Here is a 23,255-nt window from a genome sequence, read left to right as displayed (position 1 = left end):
GCGCCAGGCCGACGAAGAAGCAGAGCAGGAGCGACTGTTGCGCGAGAGTGAAGCCGCCGCGCTGGAGCTTGTGGACGGCATCAAGCTTGGTGGCTGGATAGTGGAAGAGGCCGGCAGCAAGCACAAAGACGCTGTGCGCCTGAAACTGGCTGTCCGAATCAACGCCTCCAGGAAACTGGTATTTGTAGACAGGCTGGGATTGAACCGCAGAGAGTTTCTGGTAGACGAACTGGTGCGCGACATCGTTGCTGGCCGGGTTCGGGTGTTGGGCACATCAGCGGAATTCGACGAGACCCTCTCCAGGGTTGTGAGCCGTATCCGGGTAGGCCGGAACTGATCCAATAACCGGCGACCTCAGGTGGAAAGACATGAGCGATATTGATTTCAGCTTTGGTGACTATGATGATTCTCCGGAAACCGGGGACAACCGCGGCGAGTATCGGCTGACCGCAAGTGCAAAGGTAACCGTGGAGCTGGAGTCCCCGGTTCCGGACGATACCACCGTCAGTGATGAACGCGCTCTGGTCTCCCGTACCAGTGATCTCTCTGCAAGCGGCATACGTCTTGCCACCTCTGAACCCCTGACAACCGGCGCCATACTGCCCGCCTGAGTCAGCCTGGAGGAGGTGTCCGAGCCGTTCCGGTTAATGGTGGAAGTCGTCTGGTGTCGCCCGGCGGATGATACGGGGTGGCTGGTGGGGTTGCAGATACTGGAATCGGACGACACCGCGTACCTTGAATGGGTGGAAGCGGTCGCCAGGGCAATGTCGGAAGGCTAAACGAGATTCCCGGCAGGGCAGAGGCCCTGCCGGATTTTTAGCGGGGCGTTATTCTTCCAGTTCGCCCATACCAGTGATGTTGAAGCCTGCGTCCACGTACATGATTTCACCGGTAATACCGCTGGCCATGTCGGAGCACATGAAAGCGGCCGCGTTGCCCACCTCGTCAGTGGTCACATTACGGCGCAGAGGCGCTCTGCGGGCGTTCTCCGAAAGCATCTTGCGGAAGCTCTTGATGCCGGAAGCTGCCAGGGTCCGGATAGGCCCTGCAGAGATGGCGTTAACGCGAATACCATCACGCCCAAGGCTACCGGCCATGTAACGAACGTTGGCTTCCAGGGACGCCTTGGCAAGCCCCATCACGTTGTAGTTCTGTAGTACTTTTTCTGCGCCCAGGTAGCTCAGGGTCAGCAGTGAGCTGTTTTCGTGCAGCATCTTGCGCCCTGCCTTGGCCAGGGCCACAAAGCTGTAGGAGCTGATCTCGTGGGCGATACGGAAGCCCTCACGGGTGGTGACGTCCACGTAGTTACCATCGAGTTCATGGCCCGGTGCAAAGCCAACGGAATGCACAATAACGTCGATATTATCCCAGTGTTTGCCAAGGTCAGTGAACACGGCTTCGATTTCGTCATCGCTGGCTACGTCGCACGGAAAAATCAGTGAGCTGCCCCAGTCTTCGGCAAACTTTTCCACCCGGGATTTAAGCTTTTCATTCTGGTAGGTAAAAGCCAGTTCGGCGCCTTCTCTGGCAAAGGCCTCCGCAATCCCGTAGGCAATGGAATGCTTGCTTGCAACGCCGACAATCAGTGCTTTCTTGCCACTGAGTAGTCCCATAACGATTCTCCCTGTGTTTCATTTTAAGGCATTATCCATGAACCGCAGCGGTGCGGGTAACGCTCAATTGGTCGTAGTGCCTGCCCCCGATTTACCGGGTGTAGAACAGTGCCGCTGCAAGCAGTTCACGGGTGTATTCATGTTCTGGTGTGCTGAAAATTCCGGAGGCTTCTCCATATTCCACAGCGCGGCCATTTTTAAGCACCAGCAACTTGTGGCTGAGTGCCCTGACCACAGCCAGATCGTGGCTGATAAACACATAGCTTAGACCATATTTGTCCTGTAGATCCCTGAGCAGGTTAATCACCTGCTTCTGAACCGTGCGATCGAGGGCGGAGGTGGGCTCGTCCAGGATAATCAGTTCCGGTTGCAGCACCAGCGCGCGGGCGATGGCGATGCGCTGCCTCTGACCTCCCGAGAATTCGTGGGGATAGCGGTGGCGTGCATCCGGATCCAGTCCCACATCGCCCAGAGCCTGTATAACCTTCCTGTCCTGTTCCTCCGGAGTGGCTGGTGCGTGTATTTCAAGGCCTTCCCGGACGATTTCGGCAACCGACATGCGCGGGCTGAGGCTGCCAAACGGATCCTGGAATACGATCTGGATGCGCTTGCGCCAGGGACGGAACTGTTTCTGGTCCAGGTGGGACAGTTCCTCTCCTGTGAGCCGGGTGCTGCCGCTGCTGCCGGTGAGCTTCAGCAAGGCATGGCCGATGGTGGTCTTGCCGCTACCGCTTTCACCCACAATGCCAAGGGTCTCGCCCTGGTTTAGGGAGAAACTGACATTATCGACGGCCTGGAACCAGGATTTTGGCTTGCCCAGCAGGCTTTTACGGGTAATAAAGCGCACGTCCAGGTTATCAACATCCAGCAGTGGTTTGTTATTGACCATGGCGCCGGAGGGTGAGGCCGGCGGCTCTGCATCAAGCAGGCGACGGGTGTAAGGGTGCTTCGGCTCATTGAACAGGGTTTCGGTGGCAGCTTCCTCCACCAAAAGGCCCCGCTCCATAACCACCACATGATCGGCGTATCGGCGAACAATGGACAGATCATGGGTAATGAGCAGTATGGCCATGCCCAGTTTGTGCTGCAGATCCCTGAGCAACTCCAGTACCTGCTTCTGCACGGTCACGTCCAGGGCCGTTGTTGGCTCATCTGCAATCAGCAGGTCGGGCTCGTTGGCCAGCGCCATGGCGATCATTACCCGTTGCTTCTGGCCGCCGGATAACTGGTGCGGATAACTGTTCAGACGCTCTGCCGGTGCCGGAATGCCGACGAGCTCGAGCAGTTCGATGCAGCGGGCCTTCGCCTGTGGACCACGCATGCCTTTGTGCAGCGCCAGGGTTTCACTGATCTGCTTTTCAACCGTATGCAGTGGGTTGAGGGACGTCATCGGCTCCTGAAAGATCATGCTGATCTGGCGGCCACGGATCTGCCGCAGCCGCTTCCGGTTGACCTTCAGCATGTCCTCGCCCTGGAACAGGATTTCACCGGTGGGATAACTGGCGTGGCGCTCATCCAGCAGACGCAGTACAGACAGCGCCGATACCGATTTTCCGGACCCGCTTTCTCCTACCAGCGCCACCGTTTGCCCCCGGTCGATCCCCAACGACAGTTTCTGGACAGCGTGAACACTGTCGTCGAACGTGATGGACAGGTCTTTGATTTGCAGAAGCTGCGACATATCAGTTCTTTCTCGGGTCGAAGGCATCACGCACTGCTTCACCGACAAAAACGAGCAGGGTCAGCATGATGGACAGGGATACGAATGCCGAGATGCCAAGCCATGGAGCATGAAGATTGGATTTGCCCTGGGCAATCAGTTCGCCAAGGGAAGGCGAACCGGATGGCAGGCCGAATCCAAGGAAATCCAGGGATGTCAGGCCGGTGATGGCGCCAGTGAGTATGAACGGCAGAAAGGTGAGGGTGGCTACCATGGCGTTGGGCAGAATATGGCGGAACATGATTTTCCGGTTGCCCAACCCCAGGGCCCTGGCTGCTTTAACGTATTCGAAATTGCGGGCACGCAGGAATTCCGCTCGCACCACATCCACCAGACCCATCCAGCTGAACAACAGCATGATCCCCAGAAGCCACCAGAAATTTGGCTGCACGATACTGGACAGGATAATCAGCAGGTACAGAACAGGGAGCCCGGACCACACTTCGATGAACCGCTGCCCGACCAGATCGATCTTGCCACCGTAAAAACCCTGGATAGCACCCACCACAACGCCGACGATGCAGCTCAGTATGGTGAGAATGAGCCCGAACAGTACTGAGATCCGGAACCCGTAGATAACCCTTGCGGCCACGTCGCGGCCCTGGTCATCGGTGCCGATCCAGTTAACGGAACTCGGCGGAGCCGGCGAGGGCACTTCCAGATCATAATTGGTGGTGTCGTAGCTGAAGCGGATCGGCGGCCAGATCATCCAGCCGTGGGCTTCGATCTCGTCGGCAATGAAGGAGTCCCGGTAGTCCGCCTCTGTGGGAAGAAAACCGCCAAAGGTTTCTTCCGGCACACTCTGGACAACCGGGAAGTACAGGTCTCCTTTATAAGAGGCCACCAGTGGCGCGTCATTGGCAATCAGTTCAGCGACCAGTGAAAGGCCGAACAGGGCGAGGAAGATCCACAGTGACCAGAAGCCGCGACGGTTGTTGCGAAAATTCCGAAGCCGTCGTTGCTGGATCGGAGTCAGCTTTACCAGACTCATGAACCCTCCCGGCTTTCAAAATCAATGCGGGGATCCACCAGAACGTAGGTGATATCGCTGATCAGCTTCAGTACCAGGCCCATCAGAGTGAAGATGTAGAGTGTTCCGAAGATCACGGGGTAATCCCGGTTCAGGGCCGCTTCAAAGCCCAGTAACCCCAACCCGTCCAGGGAAAAGATCACTTCGATCAGCAACGAACCGGTAAAGAACAGGGAGACGAGGACGCCCGGCAGGCTGGCGATAACGATCAGCATGGCGTTGCGGAATACGTGACCGTAAAGGACCTGCTTTTCTTCCAGGCCTTTGGCTCGTGCCGTCACAACGTATTGCTTGCTGATTTCGTCCAGGAACGAGTTCTTGGTCAGCAGGGTGAGGGTAGCGAAACCGCCAATGACATTGGCGGTCACTGGTAGCGCCAGGTGCCAGAAGTAATCACCGATTTTCTGGTACCAGTTCATCTCGTCGAAGTTTGAAGACGTCAATCCCCGCAGGGGGAACCAGTCCAGGTAGCTGCCGCCGGCGAACAGCACAATCAGCAATATCGCAAACAGGAAGCCGGGGATGGCGTAGCCCACTACGATGGCGGAACTGCTCCAGACATCAAATCGCGAGCCGTCGGTGACCGCCTTGCGTATCCCCAGGGGAATGGATATCAGGTAGATGATCAGAGTGGACCACAGGCCCAGGGAGATGGAGACGGGCATCTTGTCGATTATGAGTTCGATGACTGTGCGTTCGCGGAAAAAGGATTCGCCAAAATCAAAGGTGGCGTAGTCGCCAACCATTTTGATGAAACGTTCATGGGGAGGTTTGTCGAAGCCATACATGACCTCGATTTCCCGGAGCAACTCATCGGGTAACCCACGGGAACTGCGGCTGTCGCCGCTGGAAGATGTCACCTCACCAGCATTGCCCCCGCCGCCGGCCCTGGCCAGTGCGCCGCCACCGTGGCCCTCGGTTTGAGCAATCATCTGCTCAACGGGACCACCGGGAGCGGCCTGAACGATGATGAAGTTGAGCAGCATGATGCCGAACAGGGTCGGAATAATCAGCGCCAGACGCCTGAGAATATAACTGCCCATTCAGCGCAACTCCGTGTTCGAAAAATCTGACGCCGTTACGGTCATGGGTTCAGCGTTCTATCCACCAGTTATCAATGTCCACGCCGTTCTTGGGCACAGCATCCGGTCGTTTCAGGAAGGCCCAGTAGGCCACCCTGTCCTTGGGCATATACCAGTTGGGAACCACGTAATGGTGGTGGAGGAGAACTCGGTCCAGCGCCCGTACGCGGTGGACCAGTTCTTCCCGCCCTGGCGCCTGGATGACCATTTCGACCAGCTTGTCGATTACAGGATCCTGAACACCCATATAGTTTCGGGAGCCTTTGGCATCCGCGGTGGAGGAGTGCCAGTATTCCCGCTGCTCGTTACCCGGTGAGTCTGACTGGCCAAGGCCCTGCACCGTCACGTCGAAATCGAACTCCCGCACGCGCTGGATATACTGGTTGGTATCCACCAGGCGAACGGACATGTCGATTCCGAGTTTGCGAAGGTTGTTTCTGAACGGGAGCACCACACGTTCAAAGGTCTTCTGGTGCAGAAGCATCTCGAATTCCAGCGGCTCGCCGTTTTCAGTGTTGACCATTTTGCCGTCACGGATTTCATATCCCGCTGCCTTCAATTCGTTCATGGCCTTGCGGAGATTGCCCCTAAGCCCTTCCTTCCCGTCGGTTGAAGGAGGCTGGTACTCTTCATCGAAGACCGCATCGGGAAGGTCATCACGGAACTGTTCCAGAATTTCCAGTTCACGGCCTTCGGGAAGGCCGGTAGATGCCAGTTCACTGTTTTCGAAGTAGCTCTTTGTCCGTGTGTACTGGTCATAAAACAGGTTCTTGTTGGCCCACTCAAAATCGAAACCGTAGGCCAGCGCCTTGCGCACTGCCGGATCGCTGAATTTGTCCTTGCGGGTGTTGAAGGCAAATGCCTGCATGCCGGCGGGCCGCTCGTGTTCTATGGCTTCGGTTTTTATTGTTCCGGAATCAAACTTGTCACCCGTGTAAGAGGTCGCCCAGTTCTTGGCTGAAGATTCCACATGAAAGTCGAAATTGCCGGCGCGAAATGACTCCAGTGCCACGGTATCGTCGGAGTAGTAGTCGTAACGGATCTCATCGAAGTTGAACCGACCCTTGCGGACGCCAAGATCTTCCGCCCAGTAATCTTCCACGCGGCCGTACGTAATGGACCGGCCAGCGTCGAAGTCTTCAACACGGTAGGGACCACTGCCGACCGGAACCGTCAGACCATTGCGCCCGAATTCCCGATCCTCCCAATAGTGGCTGGGCAAAACCGGCAACTGGCCCAGAATCAGTGGCAACTCTTGGTTGCTGGTGTCACCGAAGTCAAAACGTATCCGCCGATCATCTTCAACGGTTACTTCCCTGACATCGGAATAATAGTTTCTGAAAAACGGGTGGCCTTCCGTGGTGAGGATTTCAAACGAAAACTTCACGTCTTCTGCAGTAATTGGCTCTCCATCCTGAAAACGTGCTTCTTCCCGGAGATTGAAAATAACGTAGCTGCGGTCCTCGGGTGTTTCGAGGGACTCGGCAATCAGGCCATAGGCAGAGAAGGGTTCATCGTCAGATGACTCAAGCAGGGTATCGTACAGGTAGCTGTTCAGGCCGGCTGCCGCAACTCCCCGGGTGACAAATGGATTGAAAGAATCGTAGCCGTTTGCCACAACTGCCATTCGCAGTGTCCCACCTTTGGGGGCGTCCGGGTTCACGTAGTCGAAGTGAGCAAAATCCTGTGAATATTGTGGTTCACCATGCATGGCAATGCCGTGCACCGGCTCCGGGTCCTGTGCGTGGGCCTGCCATGGCAGCGTAGTCGCTGCCATCAGGGTAATCGCTCTGGTAAGGGACGAAGCTGCTCTGGTTATGGTCATAGGTCTCTGTCAGGGGCTGTTTCTGATATCGACATAGAGTACCAGACTTTGACCGGGCTGCAGATAACGTGAGGCGTTGAGATCGTTCCAGCTTGCGATATCTTTTACGTTCACCGCGAAACGGTTGGCGATGGTGGACAGGGAGTCTCCCTTGCGGACCTGGTAGCCAACCTTACGGACCATGCCTTTACCCCGATCGTTGCTTGCCAGCATTGCCGGTTGCTTGGATTCGGACCAGATTACCAGCTTTTTGCCGGGAATCAGCGGGTCGCCCGGTGCCATGCCATTCCAGGAGGCTACCTGCCTCACTGACACCCTGTGTTCACGGGCAATGTCCCAGAAGGTATCGCCCGAGCGCACGGTGTAGTCAACACGCTTGCCATTGCTGTTTTTTCCGCTGCTCTGCTGTTTCCTGGCAAGCCGCTCGCTGGCGCTGAGCGCGTAGGTCTCCGATTGTTTTGCTGCTGAGGGAATCATCAGGCGTTGGCCAACGCGAATGATGTGGCTGTCCAGGTTATTCACCTGCTGGATAACGGACGGTTTGGTCGAATACCGCTGGGCAATGGTGCCGAGTGTATCGCCGGATTTCACCTTATAGTTGTTCCACGACACACGCTCATCAGGATCAATGCTTTCCAGGGCAGCGGTGAAGGTTTCTGCCTTCTCCCTTGGTAGCAGCAGACGGTGCGGGCCATCGGGTGAAGTAGCCCAGCGGTTGAAGGACGGATTCAACAAGTAAATCTCATCAATGTCCACGCCTGCCAATTCGGCCGCCTGGGCAAGATCCAGCTGAGACCCGGTTTCCACAACTTCAAAATAGGGCTCATCCACAAGAGGTGGTAATTCAATGCCGTACTTTTCCGGTTGGTCGAATATTTTCGCAAGCGCGATCAGCTTGGGCACGTAATGGCGGGTTTCCCTGGGCAGGTCAAGGGACCAGTAATCAGTGGATGCATTCTTATTGCGGTTACGTCTCATGGCACTGGAAACGGTGCCACCACCGCTATTGTAGGCGGCCAGGGCCAGCATGTAATCGCCATCAAACCGGTTTGCCAGCCTGTCGAGGTAGGTGAGCGCGGCGTCCGTTGCGGCAATGACATCACGACGGTCATCGTGCCACCAGCTTTGGCTGAGGCCAAAGTACTTGCCGGTTGATGGAATAAATTGCCACAGACCCGCGGCGCGGCCATGAGAGTATGCAAACGGGTCAAACGCGCTCTCCACAATCGGCAGCAGTGCCAGCTCGGTGGGCAGGCCGCGCTCTTCGGTTTCCGTGACAATGTAATGCAGGTATCTGCTTCCGCGTTCTACTACCCGGTCAATGTAGCTGGGATGGTTCATGTACCAGTTGAGCTGGGCCTGGACCCTGGGGTCGCTGTCGTCGTGGTCCAGTGCAAACCCGGATCTCAGACGTTGCCAGAGATCTGAAACGGCTACCTCTTCCTCGCTGGCACTTGTTTTCTTGGGTGTGTCCAGTTTCTGCCTGGCGTTTTCCGCAGCTTTCTTTAGCGAGGGCTCTATAGCGTCGTCGAGTTCTGTACGGGAAGACCTGTCGGCAGATTCGCTGTCGGGGTCTGACTCAATGGACTCCTTGAGGTCGTCGTCTCCGGCAGCAACCGTTAATCGCTCTGATTCCAGCAGGTTTGATGAAGATTCCGTCTGGTCGCGCTCAGTAGGTTCGAAAATGCTGCAACCACTGGTCAGGGTGCCAAGAAGAAACAGAATTGATAATCGCGAGACCGACATAGGACGACTTCCGGTTGGCTGGTAGACGCCGGGAAAATCTGTAAGAAATCCCGGCATATTTAAGGGTTTACGGCGTAAAAGTTAGTCGGATTCTATTGGAACGCTTTTCAGGGGGTCAACAAGACTCTGGTTACGTCATTGATAGAATTTGTTACCCGTCCTCAGAAGTTATCCTTGCCATGCCTTGTTGCCGCAAATACATCGTTCTCTGATTCGATGGTCATTCCTGTTGTTTGGGCATGGCTTTTTGCAGCGTCGGCAACGGCGGGGTCGTCCCATCGCAGGAACGGATTCAGTCGCTTTTCGTCGCCCAGTATCGAGGGAACGGTCGGCTTGCCGTCATCGCGACGTTTCTGGCAGTGGGCTTCAAATTCGCGGAGTGGCCCGTCATCCGGCAACCAGTGTCTCGCAAACCTGAGGTTGGCCAGGGTGTATTCATGGGCACAATAGACCGCGGTTTCGTCTGGCAATTGCCGGAGTGATTCAAGGGACTGTTTCATCTGTTCCGGCGTTCCTTCGAACAGTCTGCCGCAACCGCAGACGAACAGGGTGTCGCCGCAAAAAAGCAGCGGGCGCTCGTTCACATGGCAATCCGTGAAATAGGCAATATGGTCGAGCGTGTGGCCAGGTACGCTGAGCACGCTGAAGGTGAGATCCTGCCACACCACTTCATCGCCAGGATGGACTTCGCTGTTGGCGCCTTTGAAGGGGGAGTTGGCTGGCCCCACGATTCGACATCCGGAAACCGTGCCGGCCAGGGAGTCGACGCCGCCGGTGTGATCGGGATGGTGGTGGGTGATCAGTATGGTGTCCAGTTCCAGACCGTTGTCCTCCAGGAACCGGATCACGGGGTCTGCCTGGCCTGGGTCTACGATCAGTGCCTTGTTGTCCTCGGTATTGAACAGGCACCAGATGTAGTTGTCATTAAAAGCTGGAATAGCACTGATAGTCAGCATAGGCTCCCACATGTGCAAGACGAATGTGACTGTTATCATAATGCATTAATGGCGACGTCCCAACACCGCCCGGGATGAAACAGGGGAACGCAGCGATGACCTCAGCAGGCGAGATTGATTACTCTGCGCGACACGAAAACTTCGAAAGCTGGTTCCAGACGCCCCTGGGCCGGGCCCTGCTGGCAGATCAGAGAGACTGTGTTGATCGCCATGTGCGGAAACTGTCCGGCGCCAGGCAACTGCAGGTAGGCCTTAGCCACCGCTTGCCGCTGGCCACCACAACCGATTTTGCCCAGAGAATCCTCACCACTCCGGCATGGGATTCGGTGATTCCTGACGGTGTCGCCGTTTGTGACGCGGATGAATTGCCCTTTCCCGGGGATTCCATGGACCTTGTAATCCTCCACCATACCGCCGATTTTTCCCCCCACCCCCACCAGGCTTTGCGAGAGGCATCCAGGGTTCTTCGGGGGGAAGGCATGATGGTGCTGATCGGGTTCAACCCGTTCAGCCTCTGGGGGCTCAGAAAAATGATCTCCAGGCAAAACGGTGGGCCTTGGGGCGGCCGCTTCATGATGAAACGGCGAATGGAAGACTGGCTCCGGCTCCTGGATTTCTCTGTGGAGTATACGGGTTCGTCTTTTTTCCGGATGCCGCTTCAACGTCAGGAACTGAATGCACGCAAGGGCATGGTGGAGCGGGTTTGTGGTAACCGGTTCCTGCCCGTAGGCGCCTATTACTGTATCCTTGCCAAAAAACGGGTTTACTCCAGAATTCCCCGCAAGCCGGTCTGGCAGAGCAGCAAGGTGATCACCTTGCCCGGCAGGGGTACGGTTGGCGCATCCCTTTCATACCCCGGCAAAGGCCGGAGCGGCACACAAGCCGTGTTCAATCATGATCATATCGAGGAATACTGATGGCCGGTAAGGTTGTTCTCTATACCGATGGCGCCTGCAAGGGTAATCCCGGGCCGGGAGGCTGGGGTGTCGTGCTCAGTTATGGCAATGCCAGCAAAAAACTCCACGGTGGCGAAGCCAACACAACCAACAACAGAATGGAACTGATGGCGGCCATTCGCGGCCTTGAGGCCCTGAAACGGCCCTGTGAAGTGGAGCTCTATACCGATTCACAGTATGTCCGAAAGGGCATTACGGAATGGATGCATGGCTGGAAACGGAACGGCTGGAAAACATCGGCGAAAAAACCGGTGAAGAATGAAGATCTTTGGCGGGAACTGGACGCCGAGGTGGCGCGCCACAAGGTGAACTGGCACTGGGTAAAGGGTCACTCCGGAAATCCCGGCAATGAATTGGCAGACGAGCTGGCCAATCGTGGCGTGGAAGAACTGGCGAACGCGTAACAAACGGGGCAGATGATGAGACAGATTGTACTGGACACGGAAACCACCGGTATTGACCCGGCAGAAGGGCACCGGATTATCGAGATAGGGTGTGTGGAAATGATGGAGCGTCAGACCACAGGCCGCCACTATCACGTTTACGTTAATCCTGAGCGGGAAGTAGAGGCTGAGGCCATTACGGTACACGGAATAACCAACGAATTTCTTGTCGATAAACCGAAATTTTCGGACATCGCTGATGAATTTTTCGACTTTATCAAAGGTGCGGAACTCGTCATCCATAACGCGGCGTTTGATATTGGCTTTATGGATTCCGAGTTTGCCCGGCTGAAACCGGTACGCAAGACTGCTGATCACTGCGGAGTTGTGGACTCTCTCGCGATTGCGCGTAAGAAGCACCCGGGCCAGAAGAACAATCTGGACGCGCTGTGCAAGCGGTACGGCGTAGACAACAGTAGCCGTGATCTTCACGGCGCCTTGCTGGATGCCGAAATTCTTGCCGAAGTCTATCTCCTGCTGACCGGTGGCCAGACCGCCCTGTCCCTGGAAGCCGGAAGCGACGAGGCCGGTGGTGAAGGTGGTATTCGTCGCCTCGGCTCGGACAGAAAGCCGCTTTCCGTTGTTCGCGCCAGCAGTGAGGAGGCGTCAGCCCATGATGAATTCATGGCACTGCTTGCCAAACAGGCAGGGGAAACAGTCTGGGACAAGCTGGCAACGAAAGAATGAACAGACGTTTCTCAGGATAACTCCCTGGTAATGAGAACTGTGACGGACTGTACTTTTTGTTACATTCCTGCTTTCTTCAGCTACTTGAGATTTGTGCTATAAGTAATGATAAGTTCGCGAGTTTTCGCGAACTTTTATTTAAGCCGGGAAGGGTAAATCTGGCTCATTAAAAGACCCGGAAAAAAACCGAAAGGGTCACATTCCAAGAACAGGACGCGGTAGTTTCCGCATAATTTACAGGAAGCGTTTATGGTTCAATCGTCTCTGGCGACGAAATCACAGTCATTTGATCTGGTCAAAAGTGAGATTGAGCAGACCATAAGACAGGCAGAGTCCAGCCTGGAACGCTTTCAGGAAAACCGGGAGAGCGGTGAGGACCTGCAGAACTGTGTGGATTTTCTGAACCAGCTCCGTGGGATTTTCATCCTTGTTGAACTGCGCGCAGGCACCCTTCTGTGCCAGGAAGCAGTCAGTATGGCGAACGACGTTCCCGTTGGCGCCAACGACGACAAGAACATACTCCTTACCACGCTTAACAGCGCGCTTTTCATTCTGCGCCGGTATGTGGAGTACTACCATCAACAGCGCGCCGATCACCCCGAGTTACTGTTGCCGGTTATCAACGAGTTACGCGAAGCCAGGAAAGAGAAGCCGTACCCGGAATCCTGCTTCTTTGATGTTGATATAAAAGAACGACCGGATTTCTGCGCCGGACTAGCATTGACATCCTTTGACGGCAACGAGGCCGAATACGAAATTCTGGCGCGCCGGATGCGCCTGACATTTCAGGTGGCGCTGCTGGGCATTCTCCGTGACAAGAATGACGTGGTCAGCAAAAAACTGTTTGGTCGGGCGGCACGCGGGTTTGCCCGCCTGTGTCAGGGCCAGCCGATGGGGCAGATGTGGTGTCTGGTAGCCATTGTCGCCGACACCATGCTCGACCGTGTCATGGGGTTCAGTAAAGCCCGCAAACGCATGCTCATGCGCATTGAAAAATATTCCCGGGAAGTCGTGTATGTGGGCAAGGTAGCGACCACCAAGGATGCTCCCGATTCCCTGATCAAGGACCTGGTCTATCTGCTTTACCGCAGCGGGTCAGCAAACCCGGAGGTTACTTCTGTTCTTTCCGGATTCGGCCTTGCTCCTTCCGAGTTCCCTGATTCAATGCTTGATGCCCATGCCCGCCGCCTTTACGGCCCCGGGTCGGACGTACTCAAGTCCCTGTCCACGGCCCTGCAGGATGAGCTGAACCAGCTCAAGGACAAACTGGACATTGTAGAGCGCGGTATTGAACCGGATCTGGCGGAACTGTCTTCTATCGCTGACGCCCTGGAGCGCATGGCAAACACGCTAGTAATGCTGGATCTGAACCAGTTGGCCACGATGGCCCGGGGTGAGGCGTCAAAACTCAGAACCTGGGAAGAGGAAAAACGGCTGCCGGCAAACGACGAGCTTTACCTGCTGGCAGACTCGGTACTTGGTATCGAGGATGCCGTGATGCAGATTGTCACCCGGGGCATTACATCGGAAACCGACGCACTGGCAGGGGGTCAGAAAAACCGCGAAGAGTCCCTGTATCTGAAGGAAGCCACGTTTGTGGTGGCTGATGAGGCCAGAAGTGCGCTGACTCTGGCAAAGCGGGCCATTACAGCGTTTATCGAGTCAGACTACGACAAGCTTCATCTGGCGAACCTGCCCGCCACCCTGCACAGCATCTGGGGTGGACTGCACATGCTCGATGATCCGGGTGCAGCTTCCGTGCTTGAGCGGGTGGCGGCATCCATTCAGGAACGTTTGCTGGACTCCAGGGAAGCGCCATCACCTCAGGTTCTGGAAGCATTGGCGGATGCGCTTACATCGCTTGAGTACTATATTGAAAGTATTGGCAAGCGTGAGGAGCGTAATGCCGACCTGTTGCGGCTTGCGGAATCGTCACTGGACGACGTGGGCCTGTGAGACGAATCGGCTGCTACTGAAACTGAAAAACCCTGCTTTTTGCAGGGTTTTTTTATAGGATGTCCGAAGGGCTGATCAGCCCATATCGAACAGCTCACCCAGTTTGGTTGCCAGCATCATGTCGCCTTCGGCGCGAAGCTGGCCAGCCATGAATGCCTGCATGCCGTCAGTTTCGCCGGATACGATGCCCTTAAGGGTGTCGGAGTTCATGATCAACGTGACAGACGGATCGTCATGGGCGCCTTCAGCCGCCTTGCAGGTGCCATCCTTGATAACCAGGTGGTAAGTCTTGTCATCTTCAATATCGAACTGGAATACCAGGTCCAGGCCTTCGGCTGCGTCTGCGTTGAAATTCTGTTCGAGTTTTTCAAATACCTGAGCTACAGACATTATTTTACCCTTATTGATGTTGGTCGTGGCGTATTGACGGCGGGTGAGCCGACGTAGCTATTCGACTTTAGGGGGACACCAAAGCGGTGTCAAGCTCGATCGAACGCTTGTTTTAATTTTCTTTATGGTGCGGATGGGTTGTACCTCAGGGCGCCTCAGTTACAATCGAGCGCTCAAGAATAATCCTGGAGAAGCAACTTGGAATTTCTGACAGAGTTCGGTTTGTTCATTGCGAAAACGGTCACCCTGGTAGTGGCGCTAATGGTCATTGTTTCCGTGGTTATGTCTGCTGCCCAGAAAGAAAAGGACGATCACGGCGGCGACGGTGAACTGAGGGTTCGCAAGCTCAATGAAAAGTACCGCAAACTGAGAGAGTCGCTTCAGGCAAGGCTGCGCAGCGAGTCCGAACGCAAGGCGTTTGAAAAGGCCCGCAAGAAAGCGGAAAAAGTCCGGGAAAAGGCGGCCAAGGCCAAACGCAAGGCCGGTGACACCGAAGAGGATACGAAGCCGAAGGTGTACGTGCTGGATTTCGACGGTGATATCAAGGCCAGCGACACCGACTCCCTGCGACGCTCCATCACTGCAGTGCTGAGCGTCGCCGAACCGGAAACTGATGAAGTGGTCATCCGCTTGGAAAGCGGTGGCGGGCTGGTCCATTCTTATGGTCTGGCCGCCGCACAACTGGATCGTATACGTTCCAAAGGCATCAAGCTTACTGCCTGCGTGGACAAGGTGGCAGCCAGCGGTGGTTACATGATGGCCTGCGTGGCGGATCGCATTGTGGCGTCTCCGTTTGCCATTCTGGGCTCCATTGGTGTGGTCGCGCAGTTGCCGAATTTCCATCGGTTCCTGAAGAAGAACGATGTGGATTTCGAGGTCCTGACCGCCGGTGAGCATAAACGAACACTGACGATCTTCGGAGAGAACACTGACAAGGGCCGGGCAAAGTTCCTGGAAGATCTTGAAGATACCCATGTTCTGTTCAAGGAATATGTCGGCGAACGCCGTCCAGGGCTGGACATGACAGCTGTTGCCAATGGCGATATCTGGTTTGGCCGTCGTGCGCTGGAGGTCAACCTGATTGACGAGATCAAAACCTCCGACGAATTTCTCATTGAAGCCTGTGAGCGTGCGGACGTAATCTCGGTGAGTTACCAGCGCAAACGCACGTTACCGGAAAAGCTGGGCCTTGCCACCAGTGCAGCACTCGAGCACACCGTCTGGCGGGTACTCGGAGCCTTCCGTAACCAGAAAATTCAGTAAGCCAACGACAACGGGAACAGAATCATGACCAATACGACCGAGTTCAAGGCATGGCGTGTTCAGGAGCAGGATGGTGAGTATGTCGGTTCCGAGCAGGTGCTGAGCGTTGCGGACCTGCCTGAAAACGAGGTTCTGATCCGCGTAAGCCATTCATCCCTTAACTACAAGGACGCGCTTTCCGCCTCCGGCAACAAGGGTGTGACCCGTAATTTCCCTCACACGCCCGGTATCGACGCGGCTGGGGAAGTCGTGGAAGACGCTTCGGGTTCGTTCTCGGCAGGCGACAAGGTATTGGTTACAGGTTACGACCTGGGAATGAACACCGATGGCGGCTTTGGTGAATACATACGTGTCCCTGCAGGCTGGTGCGTCGCCATGCCCCAGGGCTGGGACCCACGCACTGCCATGATCTATGGCACCGCCGGTCTTACAGCCGGCTTGTGCGTGAAAAAGCTGCTGACCATGGGTGCGGCTCCGGAACAGGGCAAAGTCGCCGTAAGCGGTGCCAGCGGTGCGGTGGGCAGCGTAGCCGTCGAACTGCTTGCCAACCTCGGCTTCGAAGTGGTCGCCATAAGCGGCAAGCAGGACCACGCCGAATCACTTAAAAACCTGGGTGCCACCGAAGTATTGGGCCGCGAAGTCCTTGCCGCGGAAAAGAAACCGATGCTGAAGCCGGCCTATGCCAACGCCGTGGACACCGTAGGCGGCGGCCCCCTGGCGGAACTGCTTAAGCAGATTCACCCAGGCGGCTCGGTTGCCTGTTGCGGCCTGGTAGCCGGCCCGCAGTTGGAAACCACCGTGCTGCCGTTTATTCTCCGCGGCAACAACTTACTGGGTGTCGATTCGGTAGAAATCCCGCTTTCCGAGAAGCAGGCCGTGTGGGACAGGTTTTCCGGTGACTGGGCGTGTGAGAAGACGGAAGCGTCGGCCCGTGATATTGGGCGCGGTGAGCTGGATGGGGCGCTCAAGGCCTTCCTGAAAGGGGAGTCATCCGGGAAGATTGTTCTGGATCATTCCAGGTAAAGGTTGGTTGTGGATTAGGCGAAGCCGTATTCCGACAACTTTCCGTGGCAATACCGCGATGTCGGATTTCGCTGCGCCCTATCCGACGTTTTTCAGGCAAAGATCACGAAGCCCGACGGCGGAACAGCGGTACGTCAGTATCCGTGGCGGCCTGGTATCCCTGGGTGAAGAAGTTCAGGCAGCGGGCTGCCTTGTTGATGTCCTTGTCTTCCCGCAACACGAACGAGTCAAAGCCGCAGCGTTTCATGAACTGAAGCTGGTCCAGCAGAACATCACCCACGGCACGCAGTTCATTGCGGTAGTTCAGGCGCTCGCGCAACAGGCGGGCAGTGCTGTAGCCACGGCCGTCACTGAATTTCGGGAAATTCACCGCAATTACCGGCAGTTCGTTGACTACGCCAGCCAGCATCTCCGGCTCTTCATGGCTGTCCAGCCAGACCCCGATATCATCACGGTGTTCGTAATGTTCCTTGCCCGCCAGCCACAAGTCAGCGGGGATAAGCGAGGGATCTCCGGGCACATCCAGGGACTCGCCATCAGCGGGCCTGGGAACAACAATCCATGTGTCCTGACGGATACGTCCGTCGCTGGTAATAACATCAGGCATAAACCCGCTCCTTGAATGGCTCAATGCCGATACGACGATAAGTGTCCAGGAAGGGCTCCTCCTCAGTGCGGTTATCGACGTATACATTAATAATTTTCTGCATCACTTCCGGCATGTCTTCACGGGCGAACGAAGGCCCGAGAATCTTGCCGACAGCGGCATCGTGATGGGATGAGCCGCCCAGGCTGATCTGATAGAACTCCTGGCCTTTCTTGTCGACACCGAGAACACCAATGTTGCCAACGTGATGATGGCCGCAGGCATTCATGCAGCCCGAGATGTTCAGGTCGATGTTGCCAATGTCGTACAGGTAGTCCAGGTCATCAAACTGTCGCTGGATAGCTTCGGCAACGGGTATTGACTTGGCATTGGCCAGGGCGCAGTAGTCGCCACCCGGGCAGCAGATGACGTCTGTCAGGGTGTTGAGATTGGCGGTGGCGAATCCCATTGGTGTGATTGCACGCCAGAGTTCAAACAACTGGTCTTTCCGGACATCCGCCAGAACCACGTTCTGCTGGTGCGTTACCCGCACTTCGCCAAAGCTGTACTGGTCTGCCACATCGGCAATCTGTTCCAGTTGACGATCACTGACATCACCCGGGGGTGTACCGGTTTTCTTCATGGTCAGCGTCACGATGGCGTAGCCCGGTTTCCTGTGGGTATCCACGTTGTGGCTGATCCACTGATCGAATTCCCGGTTCTCGAAGCGCTGGGTGGCCAGTGCGTCCGTTACATCCGGAACCTGCTGGTAGTCAGGCTCGGTAAAGTAACCCTTGAACTGGTTGATGGCTTCCTCGGTCAGGCGGGTCGGCGAGTCCTTGATGTGGGACCACTCGTCTTCCACCTTGGCAGCAAAGCCTTCAGGCGTCAGGGCCTTGACCAGAATCTTGATGCGGGCCTTGAATTTGTTGTCCCGGCGGCCGTAGCGGTTGTACACGCGTAGAACAGCTTCAAGATAGGTGAGGAGATCCAGTTCCGGCAGGAACTCGCGAATAACAGGCCCCACCATCGGAGTACGACCCAGGCCGCCGCCCACATGGACCCGAAAGCCGAGTTCGCCCTGATTGTTGCGAATCATCTGCAGGCCGATATCGTGGACCTGGATAGCAGCGCGATCAGTGTGCTCGGATGCATTCACAGCCACCTTGAATTTGCGGGGCAGAAATGCGAACTCAGGGTGGAAGGTGGACCATTGCCGGATAATCTCGCAGTAGGGGCGAGGATCGGCTATTTCGTCTGCCTGCACACCGGAAAACTGATCGGTGGTGGTGTTGCGGATGCAGTTACCGCTGGTCTGGTTGGCATGCATCTCCACTTCGGCCAGTTCCGCCAGTATGTCCGGTACATCTTCAATTGCCGGCCAGTTGAGCTGGACATTCTGGCGGGTTGTAAAGTGGGCATAACCTTTGTCATAGTCCCGCGTTATCCGGGCCAGCCGGCGAAGCTGGGCTGAACGGAGCATTCCGTAGGGAACGGCAATTCGCAACATCGGTGCAAGACGCTGCACATACAAGCCGTTCTGCAATCGCAGCGGAAGAAATTCGTCTTCCCGCAGTTCGCCAGCCAGAGCTCTCTCTGTCTGGTCACGGAATTGTGCAACGCGCTCGGCAGCTATTTGCCGATCGTGTTCGTCATAAACATACATAGTGGAACGTCCTGCTGAAACGCTGGAAATACGGCGTTGGTGCCTGTTCTTGGCGATGAGAATATCACCGTGTCATTATTCTTAAAATGATTATTTCAAAATATGTTTATCGATTTTAGTGATATATAAGATGAGATATTGCTGGACGGACGTCAGTTTTCCGCCTAGATTTAAACCGGCGTGCTTTTAAAAAACAGACAATAAAATAACGAGGAAAAACTATGAAAAAGACAATGCGTACAGATAGCCAGGCAGATGCGGTAGCGGCGGTTCTGCTGGTGGCACTTGCGGTTGCCTTCGCTGTAATCTGGGTAGCCGGCCAATAGCGCCTACTGGCCGGCGAGCACGAGCTTTACCACCAGGATCAGGGCAACGACAAAGCCCACGGTAAAGAGGATGCCGGCAATTATGTAGGGCCAGGGGCTGTGGCTCGAGAAATCTTCCTCCCGGCGCTTGTCGGACTGCACTCCGAGAGCGCCGGCGAAAATACTCTGCATTACTTTAAGTACACCTGGTCCTTTCCGGGAGGGTGCTTTGTTGTTTTCCTGCTGCTCTGACATGCTATCTTCCGGTCGATCGCGGATGTGAATCTCCCTGCAGCTGCTATTCTGCCGGGTCGTAAGCGAGGCTGGGAGCCAGCCACCGCTCTGCTTCAGCTTTGGATATCCCCTTGCGCTCAGCATAGTCCTCAACCTGGTCTGCGCCAATCTTGCCTACGGCGAAATATCTGGATTCGGGATGTGAGAAGTACCACCCTGATACCGCAGCCGTGGGAAACATGGCAAAGCTTTCAGTCAATTCCAGGCCGGCATTCTCCGGGGCATCCAGTAATTCAAACAGAGTTGCTTTCTCTGTGTGGTCCGGGCAGGCCGGGTAGCCGGGGGCCGGGCGAATTCCGCGGTAGCGCTCGCGAATCAGGTCCTCGTTGTTGAGGGTTTCATCGTCAGCGTAGCCCCAGAATTCCTTCCTGACACGTTCATGCAGATGTTCTGCAAAAGCTTCTGCCAGTCGATCGGCAAGCGCCTTCACCATAATGGCATTGTAGTCGTCGTTGCGATCCTTGAATTCGAGGGAAAATTCCTCCGCACCGATACCGGTAGTCACCGCAAAGCCACCGACATAATCGCAGGGGCCTTCGCCTTCCGGTGCCACAAAGTCCGACAGTGCCATCATTGCTTTCCCCGGAGCCTTGTCATCCTGCTGCCGCAGGTGGTGCAGGGTGGTGAGCTCGGTCTGACGGGTCTCGTCGGTGTAGAGCACAATATCGTCACCGCGACGGTTGGCCGGCCAGAAGCCGATAACCGCTTTTGCCGAAATACGCTCGTCATCAATCATTTGCCGCAGAATCTTCTGGGCATCGTCGAAAAGTGTCCTGGCGGTTTCTCCCCGTTTGGGATCATCGAAAATGGCAGGGTATTTACCGGACATGTCCCAGGAAATAAAGAACGGCGTCCAGTCTATGTAGTCGACGAGTTTCTCGAGATCGTAGGTCTCGAAGGACCTGACGCCAGTGAAAGCCGGCCTGGGTGGCTCATAGTTGTCGAAGCTGATGTCCGGTGCCCGGTTGCGGGCTTCCTTCAGTGACACCAGTTTGGTGCGCTCACCCCGGTTCTTGCGGCGTTCGCGGATGTCGTGGTATTCGGTTCTTGCAGCGTCCACCAGGGCCGGTTTTGCCGTCTTGCTGAGTAACTGGGAGGCCACGTTAACGCAGCGGGAAGCATCAGAGACATACAGGGCGATGTCGTTCTGGTACTGCTGTTCGATCTTGACGGCTGTGTGGGCCTTGGAGGTGGTGGCGCCGCCAATCATCAGCGGAATATGAAAATCCAGTCGCTGCATCTCCTTGGCGACGTGCACCATCTCGTCCAGCGAGGGGGTGATGAGGCCGCTCAGGCCGATGATATCCACGTTCTCTTTCCTGGCCGTCTCGAGGATCTTGTCACAGGGCACCATGACGCCCATGTCGATCACCTCGTAGTTGTTGCACTGCAACACCACGCCGACGATGTTCTTGCCGATATCGTGCACATCACCTTTGACCGTTGCCATCAGGATCCTGCCCTTGGCTTTCTGCTCCTCGGTCTTCTCGGCCTCGATGTAGGGGATCAGATGCGCAACCGCCTGTTTCATGACCCTGGCACTCTTGACCACCTGGGGAAGGAACATCTTGCCGTCGCCGAACAGGTCACCAACTACGTTCATGCCATCCATCAGCGGGCCTTCAATGACCTCGATAGGACGCGTGGCGCGCTGCCGGCAAGCCTCGGTATCGTCGATGATATAGCTGGTAATGCCCTTGACCAGCGCATGCTCAACCCGCTTCTCGACCGGCCATTCGCGCCAGGCCAGGTCTTCTTCCTGGGTTCTTCCGCCCTTGCTGCGATAGCGTTCTGCAATCTCCAGCAGCCGGTCAGTGGCATCATCACGGCGGTTGAGCACCACGTCCTCGACCAGCTCTTTCAGTTCCGGGTCGATCTCGTCATAGATCACCAGCTGTCCGGGATTGACGATGCCCATGTTCATGCCGGCCTTGATGGCGTGGTAGAGGAACACCGAGTGGATGGCCTCGCGAACTGCGTCGTTGCCCCGGAAAGAGAAGGATACGTTACTGACGCCCCCGGAAATGGACGCATGGGGCAGGTTGTCGCGGATCCAGCGGGTGGCGTTAATGAAATCCACCGCGTAGTTGTTGTGTTCTTCAATGCCGGTCGCAATGGCGAAGATGTTGGGGTCGAAGATAATGTCACCGGCGTTGAAACCGATGCTGACAAGCAGATCATAGGAGCGTTTGCAGATTTCCGTCTTGCGCTCGTAGGTATCCGCCTGGCCGTCCTCGTCAAACGCCATCACCACAACGGCAGCGCCGTAGCGCATGCAGTCGCGGGCACGCTTGAGGAATTCTTCTTCGCCTTCTTTCAGGCTGATGGAGTTCACCACCGCCTTGCCCTGGATACAGCGCAGTCCCGCCTCGATTACCTCCCACTTGGAGGAGTCGATCATCAATGGAACCCGGGAAATATCGGGCTCGGAAGCCACCAGATTGAGGAAAGTCACCATGACTTCCTTTGATTCCAGCATGCCCTCGTCCATGTTGATGTCGATGATCTGGGCACCGTTTTCCACCTGGTCGCGGGCAACGCTCAATGCTTCTTCGTACTGCTCTTCCTTGATCAGCCGCAGGAACCGTTTGGACCCGGTGACGTTGGTGCGTTCACCCACGTTGATAAACAAAGTGTTTTCATCGCCGGTAAAGGGCTCAAGGCCGGACAGGCGGAGGGCTTTCTTCGGTTCCGGAATTGTTCGTGGCGGGTACTTGGAAACCGCATTGGCGATGGCTTCGATGTGATCCGGGCGGGACCCGCAACAGCCGCCAATGATGTTCAGGAATCCGTCACGGGCAAAACCCTCAATGATTTCCGCCATCTCTTCCGGTGTCTGGTCGTATTCACCGAATTCATTGGGCAGGCCGGCATTGGGATGGGCACTGACGTAGGTGTCTGCCTTGTTTGCCAGCTCTTCCACATAGGGGCGCAGGGCGTCGGCCCCAAGCGCACAGTTAAGGCCCACGGAGACAGGCCTGGCGTGGGCGACGGAATTCCAGAAGGCCTCGGTGGTCTGGCCTGACAATGTCCGGCCCGAGGCGTCGGTAATGGTGCCGGAAATCATCACGGGCAGGTCAATTCCGCTATCGATGAAATACTGCTGGGTAGCGTAAATGGCCGCCTTGGCATTAAGGGTGTCGAAAATGGTTTCGATCAGGATCAGGTCACAGCCGCCCTCAACCAGGCCCTCGACCGCCTCATAGTAATTGTCCACCAGTGTCTGGAAGTCGACGTTGCGGTAACCCGGGTTGTTCACATCCGGCGAAATGGAGGCGGTGCGGGAGGTCGGCCCGACGGCGCCCGCCACAAAACGGGGCTTGTCCGGATTGCGGGCGGTAAACTCATCGGCAATCTGGCGTGCCAGCTTTGCAGCGGCAACGTTCAGTTCCCGGGCGATCGATTCCAGGCCGTAGTCCGCCTGCGACAGCTGTGTTGAGTTGAAGGTGTTGGTTTCTATAATATCCGCGCCAGCATCCAGATAGTCCGCGTGAATATTGCGGAGCAGGGCAGGCTGGGTCAGGTTCAGCAGGTCGTTGTTGCCCTGGACTTCCCGGTCATAGTCGGCAAACCGGTCGCCACGAAACGCTTCCTCGTCCAGCTTCAGGTTCTGGATCATGGTGCCCATACCGCCATCAAGAATGATAATGCGTTCTTTCAGGGCGTTGCCAAGCTGTTCCAGGCGGGCCAGACGGGAGTTGCGATCGTTCATAG

Annotated in this window: 21 protein-coding genes; 9 read left to right on the top strand and 12 right to left on the bottom strand. The window is 56.0% G+C overall.

The window, feature by feature from the left end; all coding sequences use genetic code 11:
- From ACESMB_RS11330 to ACESMB_RS11320, 3 genes are all read left to right on the top strand, one after another.
- A partial coding sequence (locus tag ACESMB_RS11330; RefSeq protein WP_372971571.1) for a DUF1631 family protein occupies positions 1 to 337 on the top strand: 337 nt, incomplete at its 5' end.
- A gap of 31 nt (positions 338 to 368) precedes the next feature.
- Positions 369 to 611, top strand: coding sequence for a hypothetical protein (locus tag ACESMB_RS11325; protein WP_372971570.1), 243 nt, complete (start codon positions 369 to 371; stop codon positions 609 to 611).
- Positions 612 to 626: 15 nt separating this feature from the next.
- On the top strand, positions 627 to 779 hold the full coding sequence (locus ACESMB_RS11320) for a hypothetical protein (protein WP_372971569.1): 153 nt from the start codon (positions 627 to 629) through the stop codon (positions 777 to 779).
- 48 nt (positions 780 to 827) lie between these two features.
- On the opposite strand, the gene ACESMB_RS11315 is transcribed toward ACESMB_RS11320, so the two are convergent.
- From ACESMB_RS11315 to gloB, 7 genes are all read right to left on the bottom strand, one after another.
- Positions 828 to 1,613, bottom strand: coding sequence for an enoyl-ACP reductase (locus tag ACESMB_RS11315; protein ID WP_372971568.1), 786 nt, complete (start codon positions 1,611 to 1,613; stop codon positions 828 to 830).
- Between the two features lie 91 nt (positions 1,614 to 1,704).
- Positions 1,705 to 3,294: an ABC transporter ATP-binding protein gene (locus tag ACESMB_RS11310; RefSeq protein WP_372971567.1), complete on the bottom strand. Its 1,590-nt coding sequence runs from the start codon at positions 3,292 to 3,294 to the stop codon at positions 1,705 to 1,707.
- Position 3,295: 1 nt separating this feature from the next.
- A complete protein-coding gene (locus tag ACESMB_RS11305) occupies positions 3,296 to 4,324 on the bottom strand; it encodes an ABC transporter permease (RefSeq protein ID WP_372926713.1) in 1,029 nt (342 codons plus the stop codon).
- Entirely contained in the window at positions 4,321 to 5,406 is a 1,086-nt protein-coding gene (locus tag ACESMB_RS11300; RefSeq protein WP_372926714.1) for a microcin C ABC transporter permease YejB, read from the bottom strand. Before ACESMB_RS11300 ends, ACESMB_RS11305 begins: the two co-directional genes overlap by 4 nt.
- Before the next feature lie 49 nt (positions 5,407 to 5,455).
- Positions 5,456 to 7,222 (bottom strand): extracellular solute-binding protein, encoded by a 1,767-nt coding sequence (locus tag ACESMB_RS11295; protein ID WP_372926729.1) that lies wholly within the window; start codon positions 7,220 to 7,222, stop codon positions 5,456 to 5,458.
- 57 nt (positions 7,223 to 7,279) lie between these two features.
- Positions 7,280 to 9,016, bottom strand: a complete 1,737-nt coding sequence (locus tag ACESMB_RS11290; RefSeq protein WP_372926715.1) for a LysM peptidoglycan-binding domain-containing protein — start codon at positions 9,014 to 9,016, stop codon at positions 7,280 to 7,282.
- Between the two features lie 161 nt (positions 9,017 to 9,177).
- The gene (gene gloB / locus ACESMB_RS11285) at positions 9,178 to 9,972 is read right to left on the bottom strand and encodes a hydroxyacylglutathione hydrolase (RefSeq protein ID WP_372971566.1); all 795 of its coding nucleotides are present in this window, start codon (positions 9,970 to 9,972) and stop codon (positions 9,178 to 9,180) included.
- 95 nt (positions 9,973 to 10,067) lie between these two features.
- Between gloB and ACESMB_RS11280 the strand changes: the two genes are divergently transcribed.
- The 4 genes from ACESMB_RS11280 to ACESMB_RS11265 all read left to right on the top strand — a co-directional run bounded on the left by ACESMB_RS11280 (position 10,068) and on the right by ACESMB_RS11265 (position 14,014).
- Complete coding sequence (locus ACESMB_RS11280; protein WP_372971565.1) at positions 10,068 to 10,889, top strand: class I SAM-dependent methyltransferase; 822 nt, start codon at positions 10,068 to 10,070, stop codon at positions 10,887 to 10,889.
- Positions 10,889 to 11,332: a ribonuclease HI gene (gene rnhA / locus ACESMB_RS11275; protein ID WP_372926718.1), complete on the top strand. Its 444-nt coding sequence runs from the start codon at positions 10,889 to 10,891 to the stop codon at positions 11,330 to 11,332. Before ACESMB_RS11280 ends, rnhA begins: the two co-directional genes overlap by 1 nt.
- Positions 11,333 to 11,347: 15 nt before the next feature.
- The gene (gene dnaQ / locus ACESMB_RS11270; protein ID WP_372926719.1) at positions 11,348 to 12,058 is read left to right on the top strand and encodes a DNA polymerase III subunit epsilon; all 711 of its coding nucleotides are present in this window, start codon (positions 11,348 to 11,350) and stop codon (positions 12,056 to 12,058) included.
- 249 nt (positions 12,059 to 12,307) lie between these two features.
- Positions 12,308 to 14,014: a chemotaxis protein gene (locus ACESMB_RS11265; protein ID WP_372971564.1), complete on the top strand. Its 1,707-nt coding sequence runs from the start codon at positions 12,308 to 12,310 to the stop codon at positions 14,012 to 14,014.
- 75 nt (positions 14,015 to 14,089) lie between these two features.
- Here ACESMB_RS11265 and ACESMB_RS11260 read toward each other — a convergent pair whose 3' ends face one another.
- The gene (locus ACESMB_RS11260) at positions 14,090 to 14,404 is read right to left on the bottom strand and encodes an SCP2 sterol-binding domain-containing protein (protein WP_372926721.1); all 315 of its coding nucleotides are present in this window, start codon (positions 14,402 to 14,404) and stop codon (positions 14,090 to 14,092) included.
- Positions 14,405 to 14,602: 198 nt separating this feature from the next.
- Here ACESMB_RS11260 and sohB point away from each other — a divergent pair, with 198 nt between their 5' ends.
- Positions 14,603 to 15,667, top strand: a complete 1,065-nt coding sequence (gene sohB, locus ACESMB_RS11255; protein WP_372926722.1) for a protease SohB — start codon at positions 14,603 to 14,605, stop codon at positions 15,665 to 15,667.
- Positions 15,668 to 15,691: 24 nt separating this feature from the next.
- Positions 15,692 to 16,690: a YhdH/YhfP family quinone oxidoreductase gene (locus ACESMB_RS11250; protein WP_372971563.1), complete on the top strand. Its 999-nt coding sequence runs from the start codon at positions 15,692 to 15,694 to the stop codon at positions 16,688 to 16,690.
- A gap of 103 nt (positions 16,691 to 16,793) precedes the next feature.
- Here the strand turns inward: ACESMB_RS11250 and ACESMB_RS11245 are convergent, their stop codons facing one another.
- From ACESMB_RS11245 to metH, 4 genes are all read right to left on the bottom strand, one after another.
- Positions 16,794 to 17,297, bottom strand: a complete 504-nt coding sequence (locus tag ACESMB_RS11245) for a DUF934 domain-containing protein (RefSeq protein WP_372926724.1) — start codon at positions 17,295 to 17,297, stop codon at positions 16,794 to 16,796.
- The gene (locus ACESMB_RS11240; RefSeq protein ID WP_372971562.1) at positions 17,290 to 18,942 is read right to left on the bottom strand and encodes a nitrite/sulfite reductase; all 1,653 of its coding nucleotides are present in this window, start codon (positions 18,940 to 18,942) and stop codon (positions 17,290 to 17,292) included. Before ACESMB_RS11240 ends, ACESMB_RS11245 begins: the two co-directional genes overlap by 8 nt.
- A gap of 329 nt (positions 18,943 to 19,271) precedes the next feature.
- Complete coding sequence (locus tag ACESMB_RS11235; RefSeq protein WP_372926726.1) at positions 19,272 to 19,502, bottom strand: DUF2970 domain-containing protein; 231 nt, start codon at positions 19,500 to 19,502, stop codon at positions 19,272 to 19,274.
- Between the two features lie 43 nt (positions 19,503 to 19,545).
- Positions 19,546 to 23,253, bottom strand: coding sequence for a methionine synthase (gene metH / locus ACESMB_RS11230; RefSeq protein ID WP_372926727.1), 3,708 nt, complete (start codon positions 23,251 to 23,253; stop codon positions 19,546 to 19,548).
- Positions 23,254 to 23,255: the final 2 nt, after the last annotated feature.

The organism is Marinobacter sp. (assembly GCF_041686475.1).
Classification (GTDB): Bacteria; Pseudomonadota; Gammaproteobacteria; order Pseudomonadales; family Oleiphilaceae; genus Marinobacter.
This window is presented reverse-complemented; position numbering and strand designations above follow the sequence as displayed.